Annotated in this window: 4 protein-coding genes; all 4 read left to right on the top strand. The window is 71.3% G+C overall.

The annotated features are described in order from the left end of the window. The coding region (locus BM076_RS09755; RefSeq protein WP_177246390.1) for a cellulose binding domain-containing protein at nucleotides 1-330 on the top strand (330 nt) is incomplete at its 5' end. 273 nt (nucleotides 331-603) lie between these two features. Then, nucleotides 604-2310 carry an MFS transporter gene (locus BM076_RS09750; RefSeq protein WP_093713014.1) on the top strand — a complete coding sequence of 569 codons (1707 nt, stop codon included), beginning with the start codon at nucleotides 604-606 and terminating at the stop codon, nucleotides 2308-2310. Between the two features lie 184 nt (nucleotides 2311-2494). Further along, nucleotides 2495-3562, top strand: a complete 1068-nt coding sequence (locus BM076_RS09745) for a helix-turn-helix transcriptional regulator (RefSeq protein ID WP_143120545.1) — start codon at nucleotides 2495-2497, stop codon at nucleotides 3560-3562. A 240-nt stretch (nucleotides 3563-3802) separates the two neighbouring features. Continuing rightward, complete coding sequence (locus tag BM076_RS38160) at nucleotides 3803-7903, top strand: carboxypeptidase regulatory-like domain-containing protein (RefSeq protein WP_456151208.1); 4101 nt, start codon at nucleotides 3803-3805, stop codon at nucleotides 7901-7903. Nucleotides 7904-7963 lie beyond the last annotated feature (60 nt).

Here is a 7963-nt window from a genome sequence, read left to right as displayed (position 1 = left end):
AGCACCGGCGGTTCCACCGGCGGCAGTTCGGGCTGCACCGCCACCTGGCACACCGACAACCAGTGGGACACCGGCTTCACCGCCTCCGTGACCGTCGCCAACTCCGGTACGGACGCGACCAAGAGCTGGAAGGTGACCTGGACCTGGCCGAACGGCCAGCAGGAGACCAGCGGCTGGAACGCGGACATCCACCAGACCGGGTCCGCCGTCACCGCGAGCAGCCTCTCCTACAACGGGGCGCTCGCCCCGGCCGCCTCGACCTCCTTCGGCTTCCAGGGAACCTCCAGCGGCACTCTGACCCCGCCCGCATTGACCTGCACCGCTTCCTGACCGGTACGCCGCGGGAGGTACGGACCGACCCGGCGCACACCCGACCGGCGGGCCCCACCACGGGGTCCGCCGGTCGGCGTTCACCGGGGCGCCGCCGGCCGTTCGAATTGGTGCCGTGCAGACCTCTATGCATACCGACTGGTCGGTACTAGCCTCTGGCCACACCTTCGGGGCCGAGCCGCATCGTGCCCCCGACGGACGCCGCGGTGCGCCTTGCCGTGTCACTCCACCTGCCACTCCACCCGGTTTCCGAGCACCTCCAGGAGGAGCCGTATGTCCGCGACCCCGACGCCGTTCCACGCCGACAGACCCGGGCCCGACGCACCGGCCGCGGGCGCGCCCACCGCGCTCCGCCGGCTGTACCGCCGCGACCTGGCCGAGTACCCGGCCACCGGCCGGCGTATGGGGTATCTGGCGATCGTGGTGATCACCACGATCGTGCTCTACTACATGCTCTACATCCAGTACGCGGTCGCGACGTCGATCATCACGCACTTCGGCATGACCTACCGCTACTTCGTCTGGGTCTCGGTGATCGGCAACGCGGTCGGCGCCTTCGCCTCGCTCGTCGCCGGGCTCGCCGACCGCTGGGGCCGCGCCAATCTGGTGGTCTACGGGCTGCTGATCGCCTCGCTGCTGGTCTTCCTCGGCCTGCCGAACGCCGGCGGCAAGACCATGTATCTGGTGCTCTTCGCCCTGGTCAGCTTTATCGAGGGCATCGTGCTCGTGGCCACACCCGCACTGATCAGGGACTTCTCCCCGCAGGTCGGCCGGGCCACCGCGATGGGCGCCTGGACGATGGGGCCGGTGATCGGCAGCCTCGTGGTCACCACCGTCACCAGCAACACCCTCGACACCGCCAGTTGGCAGGACGAGCTGCGCTACAGCGGGATCGCCGGCCTGGTCGTCTTCGTGATCGCGATCGTCGCACTGCGCGAACTGTCCCCGGCGTTGCGGGACCAGATCATGGTGACCCTGCGGGACCGCGCGCTGGTCGAGGCGCGCGCCAAGGGCATCGACCCGCAGGCCGCCCGGCGCGGCGAGTGGCGGCAGATGCTGCGGCTGGACGTCGTCGGTTCGGCGCTGGCGATCTCGCTCTTCCTGCTGCTGTACTTCGCGGCGGTCGGCAACTTCGTGGTCTACTTCGCCACCACCTTCGGCTACTCCGAGCAGCGCGCCAACGCGGTCGCGAACTGGTACTGGGCGGCCAACGCCATCGCCCTGGTGGTGATCGGCCTGGTCTCCGACCGGCTGAAGGTGCGCAAACCGTTCATGATCGTGGGCGCCGTCGGCTCCATCGTGATGACCGCGATCTTCGCCTCCCGCGCCACCCACCCGACCACCGACTACTACACCTTCGCCTGGCTCTTCATCGGCATCGGCGTCTTCAGCGGTGTCGCCTACGGACCGTGGATGGCGAGCTTCACCGAGACCGTCGAGAAGCACAATCCTGCGGCCACCGCGACGGGCCTGGCCGTATGGGGCTGGACGATCCGGATCGTGGTCGCGGTGTCCGCGGCCTTCATCCCGGTGCTCGTCACCTCCGTGACCCCGCTGGTCGACCACGGCACCGAGGTCACCGCCGCCCAGCGGCAGGCCGCGCCGGCGCTGGCCATCGTCAACGCGCATCCGCAGGTCTTCGCGGAGCTGGGCAAGTACCCGCCCGGCAAGGCGCCCGCCGATGTCACCGCGAAAGCCGTGCAGGAGGTCGGTCCCGCCGATCTCGCCGTGGTGCAGAAGGCGCAGCCGCAGCTCGCGGTGCTCACCAAGTACGGCAGCAAGGTGCAGAAGGCCGCGCACGACGGGCCCGGCCAGTGGCGCGACTGGTGGTGGATCTGTGTCGGCGGGCAGGTGCTCTTCCTGCCGTTCGTCTTCGTGATGGCCGGCCGTTGGAGTCCCAAGCGGGCCAAGGAGGACGCCGAACAGCACCAGGCCGCGGTGGACCGCGAGTTGGCGGCGCTCGGCGCGGAACGGGCCTGAGCCGTACGGCGTGTGCGAACCCGCCCGATTCCGACGGGGGCTGGGTCCTGGGGCCCGCCGCGGTGCCACGGCGCCGCGGCGGTCCCCGCCGCCGTCACGCCCGTGACCTCGTGTGAACGGTGCGGCTGTGGTGCGGCTGTGCGATTCGGCGGACCCGGCCGCCCGTGAGGGCTACAGTCCGATCATGAGCGAACGTCCGTTTGAGGCTCTGGGGTTGAGTGCCGACGCGGACCGGGCCTATCCATTGCTGGTGGCCACGCGAGGAGTGGCCAATGGGGAGTTGGCCCGGCAGATGGGGGTGTCGAGGGAGCAGGCGGAGGATGCCTGCGGGGAGCTGGCCGGACGCGGTCTTGCCAGGCAGGGGCGGGACGGCCGGTGGTATCCGGTGCCACCGCAGAGCACACTGCTGCCGCTGGTGGCGCGCGCCCAGGAACAGCTGCGCCGCGGCCGGGAGTTGCTCGACCGGCTGGGGGTGGAGTATCAGCGCGTGCACGAGGGGCACCGCGCCGAGGAGATCGTCCGGGTGGTCGAGGGGCAGGCCGCGATCGCCCGCTGGGCCGAGCAGTTGCACGCCTCGGCCGCCTCGGACCTGATGGCCTTCGTCCGTACCGACAAAGACGGTGCCGGTGGTGCCGGCGGGGACGCGCTCGCCGATCCGCTGGCGTGCGGCCGCGCGACCGCGCCCGGGGTGCGGCGCCGGGTGGTCTTCGAGCGGGCGGGGTTCGAGTCGATGAATCTGGAGTCGCCCGCCGCGCTGGCCGCGCTCGATCCGCCCGGCGCGCGGCAGCAGGCGTACGTCCGGGTCACCGACCGGCTGCCGGTCCGCCTGTGCGTCGCCGACCGTTCGCTGGCGCTGCTGCCGCTGCCCGCCGACGGGCGGCCGCCGGACCCGGTGATGCTGGTGATCCGGCCGAGCGGACTGCTGGACGCGCTGGTCGCGCTCTTCGAGTCGGTGTGGGCGGGCGGGGTGCCGGTCGGCCGGCTCGACGCTTCGTCGCCGCCGGTCCGCACCGATGCCGGTGGCCCGCGCAGCGTGTTGCAGTCGCGGATCCTGGCGATGCTGGTGAGCGGCAGTACGGACGCGGCGATGGCCCGCGCCCTGGGTGTCGCGGTGCGGACGGTGCAGCGGCACATCGCCGCGATGCAGCGCGACGCGGGCGTGGACAACCGGATCAGGCTGGTGTGGCACGCCGCCCGGCACGGCTGGCTGGACGACGGCTATGAAGCCCGTGAGGTTGTACCGTCCGATTGACGTGAACGCGACGTGGAGTATTGGTGTGCGTGGTGTCAGGTATCCGACAATGACTTCGGGTTCCAGTGGTGCGTGTGTGGCACAGGTATACGCCAGCGGTCCGATCGGTCCGCAACCGGCCACGACCAGGTCATGGCCCGGTCCCCTCCGGCATCACGGAGTCACGCCTTGCACATACTTCCCAGACGAAGAGGAGGACGGCGCGCCGCCACCGCGGTAGCCGCTCTCGCGTCGGCCACCATCGCACTCCTCGGCCTCCAGATCCCCACCGCGACAACGTCGTCAGCCGCTCCCTCGTCCCGGACCGACGTCGTACGGCAGTGCTCGGACGCCAAGCCCGGCCAGTTCCGGTGCTTCGCGCTGCGCCGTACCGATGTCACCGCGCGCAAGGGCATCCAGCCGCTCGCCACCACCCCGGACGGCTTCGGCGCGAGCGACCTGCAGAGCGCGTACAACCTGCCGGCCGACGGCGGCGCGGGTCAGACCGTCGCCATCGTCGACGCCTACGACGACCCCAACGCCGAGGCCGACCTGGCCGTGTACCGGGCGCAGTACGGCCTGCCCGAGTGCACCACCGCCAACGGCTGCTTCAGCAAGGTCGACCAGCGCGGCGGCACCGACTACCCGACGCCCGACCCCGACTGGGCGGGCGAGATATCCCTCGACGTCGACATGGTGTCGGCCGCGGCCCCCAACGCCCACATCCTGCTCGTCGAGGCCGACTCGGCGAACTTCGAGGACCTGGGCGCCGCGGTGGACCAGGCGGTCGCGCTCGGTGCGAAGTATGTGTCCAACTCCTACGGCACCGGCTACAGCAGCACGCCGGGCAGCGGTGAGGACCCGTCCGAGACCACCAGCATGGACCCGTACTACAACCACCCGGGCGTCGCGGTGGTCGCCTCCTCCGGCGACGACGGCTACGGCGTCAGCTACCCGGCGGCGTCGCAGTACGTGACCTCCGTCGGCGGCACCGCGCTGGTCAAGGACACCGGCACCAGCCGCGGTTGGACCGAGTCCGTATGGAACAACGCCTACGGCGGCCCGGGTTCGGGCTGCTCGGTCTACGAGCCGAAGCCGGCCTTCCAGACCAACACCTTCTGCGACAAGCGGGCCGTCGCCGACGTCTCGGCGGTCGCCGACCCGGTGACCGGCGTCTCGGTCTACCAGACCTACGGCGGCAGCGGCTGGGCGGTCTACGGCGGCACCAGCGCCTCGTCCCCGCTGATCGCGGGCACCTACGCGGCGGCCGGCACCCCCGAGGCCGGCACGTACCCCAACGCCTACCCGTACGCGCAGCCCGGTGCGTTCAACGACGTCACCGAGGGCGACAACGGCACCTGCTCGCCCGACCCGCTGTGCACCGCGGGCCCCGGCTTCGACGGCCCGACGGGCCTGGGCACCCCCAACGGCCTGGCCGCCTTCCGCAGCGGACCGCACGGCGTGCTCACCGGCAAGGTCACCGACAGCGCCACCGGATCGCCGATCGCCGGCGCCAAGGTGACCGCGGGCGACTACAGCGCCACCGCCGACGCCAGCGGCGGCTACAAGCTGGACGTGCCGCCCGGCAGTTACGACCTGACGGCCTCGGCCTACGGCTACTCCAGCAAGACCGCGACCGCGGACCTGGCCGACGGCGCGACCGTCACCACCTCCTTCGCGCTGGACGCCGTACCCACCCACACCGTCAGCGGCAAGGTCACCGACGGCTCGGGCCACGGCTGGCCGCTGTACGCCAAGATCACCGCGGACGGCGTCCCCGGCGGACCGGTCTTCTCCGACCCGGCCACCGGTGACTTCTCCCTGACCCTCCCGCAGGGCAGCACCTACGCCCTGCACGTCAGCGCCAACTACCCCGGCTACAAGACCGTCGACAAGAACGTCACGGTCGGCACCGCCGACCAGACCGCCAATGTCTCGGTGCCCGTCGACCCGTCCTCCGACCAGGCGCCCGGCTACGCCGTCCACCTGACCGGCAGCAGCGAGGCGTTCACCTCCACCACGGGACCGCCGACCGGCTGGTCGGTGACCAACGCCGACGGCACCACCGGCGGCTGGGTCTTCAACGACCCGGGCGCGCGCGGCAACCGGACCGGCGGCAGCGGCGGCTTCGCCAACATCGACAGCGACAACATCGGTTCCGGCAAGAGCCAGGACAGCTCGCTGCTGTCCCCGTCCTACGACCTGACCGACGTCGCCGCCCCGGTGCTCGGCTTCGACACCGACTACAAGGAGTTCTCCAACTCCACCGCCGACGTGGACGTCTCCGCCGACGGCGGCACGACCTGGACCACCATCTGGCACAAGACCACCACCTCGGTGGCCGGTCCCGCGCACGTCGAACTCCCGCTGAGCGACTACGCGGGCAAGAGCGACGTCCGGCTGCGCTTCCACTACTCGGGCACCTGGGCCTACTGGTGGCAGCTGGACAACGTCTTCGTCGGCACCCGCACCTACGACCCGGTCAGCGGCGGTCTGATCGTCGGCAACGTGACGGACGGCAACACCAAGGCGGGCGTCAACGGCGCCACCGTCACCAGCACCGACGCGCCCGACGACCACACCACCACCAAGGCCACCCCGGACGACCCGAACCTGGGCGACGGCTTCTACTGGGAGTTCTCGCACCTGACCGGCAAGCACCCGGTGTCGGCCGCCGCGTCCAAGTACACCGCCGCCTCCGCGACGGTCAACATCCCGCGCGACGGCGTCGCCTCGCACGACTTCGTGCTCAAGGCGGGCCAGATCAAGGTCACCCCGGCGACCATCAGCAAGACCGTCGGATGGGGCAAGAGCGCCAGCCAGGTCGTCACGGTGAAGAACACCGGCAAGGCGGTGGCCACCGTCAACCTCGGCGAGACCCCGGGCGGAGCCGTCCTGCAGAAGTCCGGCGGCGCCCCGCTCAACCTCGTCAAGGGCCACTACTCGCCGCTGTCGCTGACCGCGCACGGCGCGAAGAAGGGCACCGCCTCGGCGGCCGGCAAGGCCACCACCGACGCCGCCGCCAACGCCCAGGGCGCGGCGGGCGACGCCTGGCAGACCATCCCCGACCTGCCCGTGGCCACCGGTGACAACGCGGTGAGCGTGTACAACGGGACGGTCTACTCGGCGTTCGGCTTCACCGGCGTCAACGACACCAGCGACCTGTACGCGTACAGCGCGGACAGCGGTGCCTGGACCAAGCTCGCCTCCGCGGCCGACACCCGCGAGGCCCCGGCCCACGGTGTGATCAACGGCAAGATCTACGCGGCCGGCGGCTGGGGCGCCAGCGGCAGCCCGGACGCCAAGCTGGAGATCTACGACATCGCGTCCAACACCTGGAGCACCGGCGCCAACTCGCCCAAGCCGTACGCCGGCGCGGGCAGTGCGGTGCTCAACGGCAAGCTGTACTCGGTCGGCGGCTGCACCGCCACCGCGTGCGGCACCACCGACGTCACCTACTACGACCCCGCCTCCGACAGCTGGGCCAACGCCGCCGCCTACCCGGAGGACGTGGCCTGGGAGTCCTGCGGCGCCATCGCGGGCAAGCTCTACTGCTCCGGCGGCACCACCGACGCGGGCAGCCTGAAGCACGCGTACGTCTACGACCCCGCCGCCGACGCCTGGTCCCCGATCGCGGACCAGCCGACCGACGCCTGGGGCGCGGCGTACACCTCCGCCAACGGCCTGCTGCTGGTCAAGGGCGGTGCCATCAACGCCGGTGCCGCGCTGACCAACCAGACCTGGGCCTACCAGCCCACCGACAACACCTGGACCGCGCTGCCCAACGCCAACGCCTCGCTCTACCGGGGCAGCGGCGGCACCGGCTTCTACTCGGTCGGCGGTCTGGCCGGCCAGACGCCGGCCAAGAACGCGGAAGTGCTGCCCGGCTACGACCAGCCCGACGTCACCGACGTCACCTGGCTGTCGGAGAGCACCGACACGCTCACCCTGCAGCCCGGCGCCAGCGCCACGGTGACCGTCACCCTGGACGCGAACGTTCCCGAGATCACCCAGCCCGGGACGTACTCGGCCTCGATCGGCTTCACCAGCGACACCCCGTACGGCATCAGCCCGATCGCGGTCGCGCTGACGGTCAAGCCCCCGGCCACCTGGGGCAAGATCACCGGCACGGTCAGCGGTGGCGGCGCGCCGCTGGCCGGGGCCACCGTCCAGATCAACACCTGGGCGACGCACTACACGCTCAAGACCGGCCAGGACGGTACGTACGCCCTGTGGCTGGACGTCCGCAACAATCCGCTCCAGCTCATCGTGGCCAAGGACGGCTGGCAGCCGACCGTGACCACCGTGAAGATCACCAAGGGAGGGACCACGACCAGTAACTTCACGCTGCTGAAGGACTGATCGGGCCTCCCGCGCGCCACGCGCCCCCGTCGCCGGTGCACCACCGGCGGCGGGGGCGCC

This window comes from Actinacidiphila alni (genome assembly GCF_900112845.1).
Taxonomy (GTDB): domain Bacteria; phylum Actinomycetota; class Actinomycetes; order Streptomycetales; family Streptomycetaceae; genus Actinacidiphila; species Actinacidiphila alni.
The sequence above is the reverse complement of the archived record's forward strand: the minus strand, read 5'-3'. Positions and strand labels throughout refer to the sequence as shown.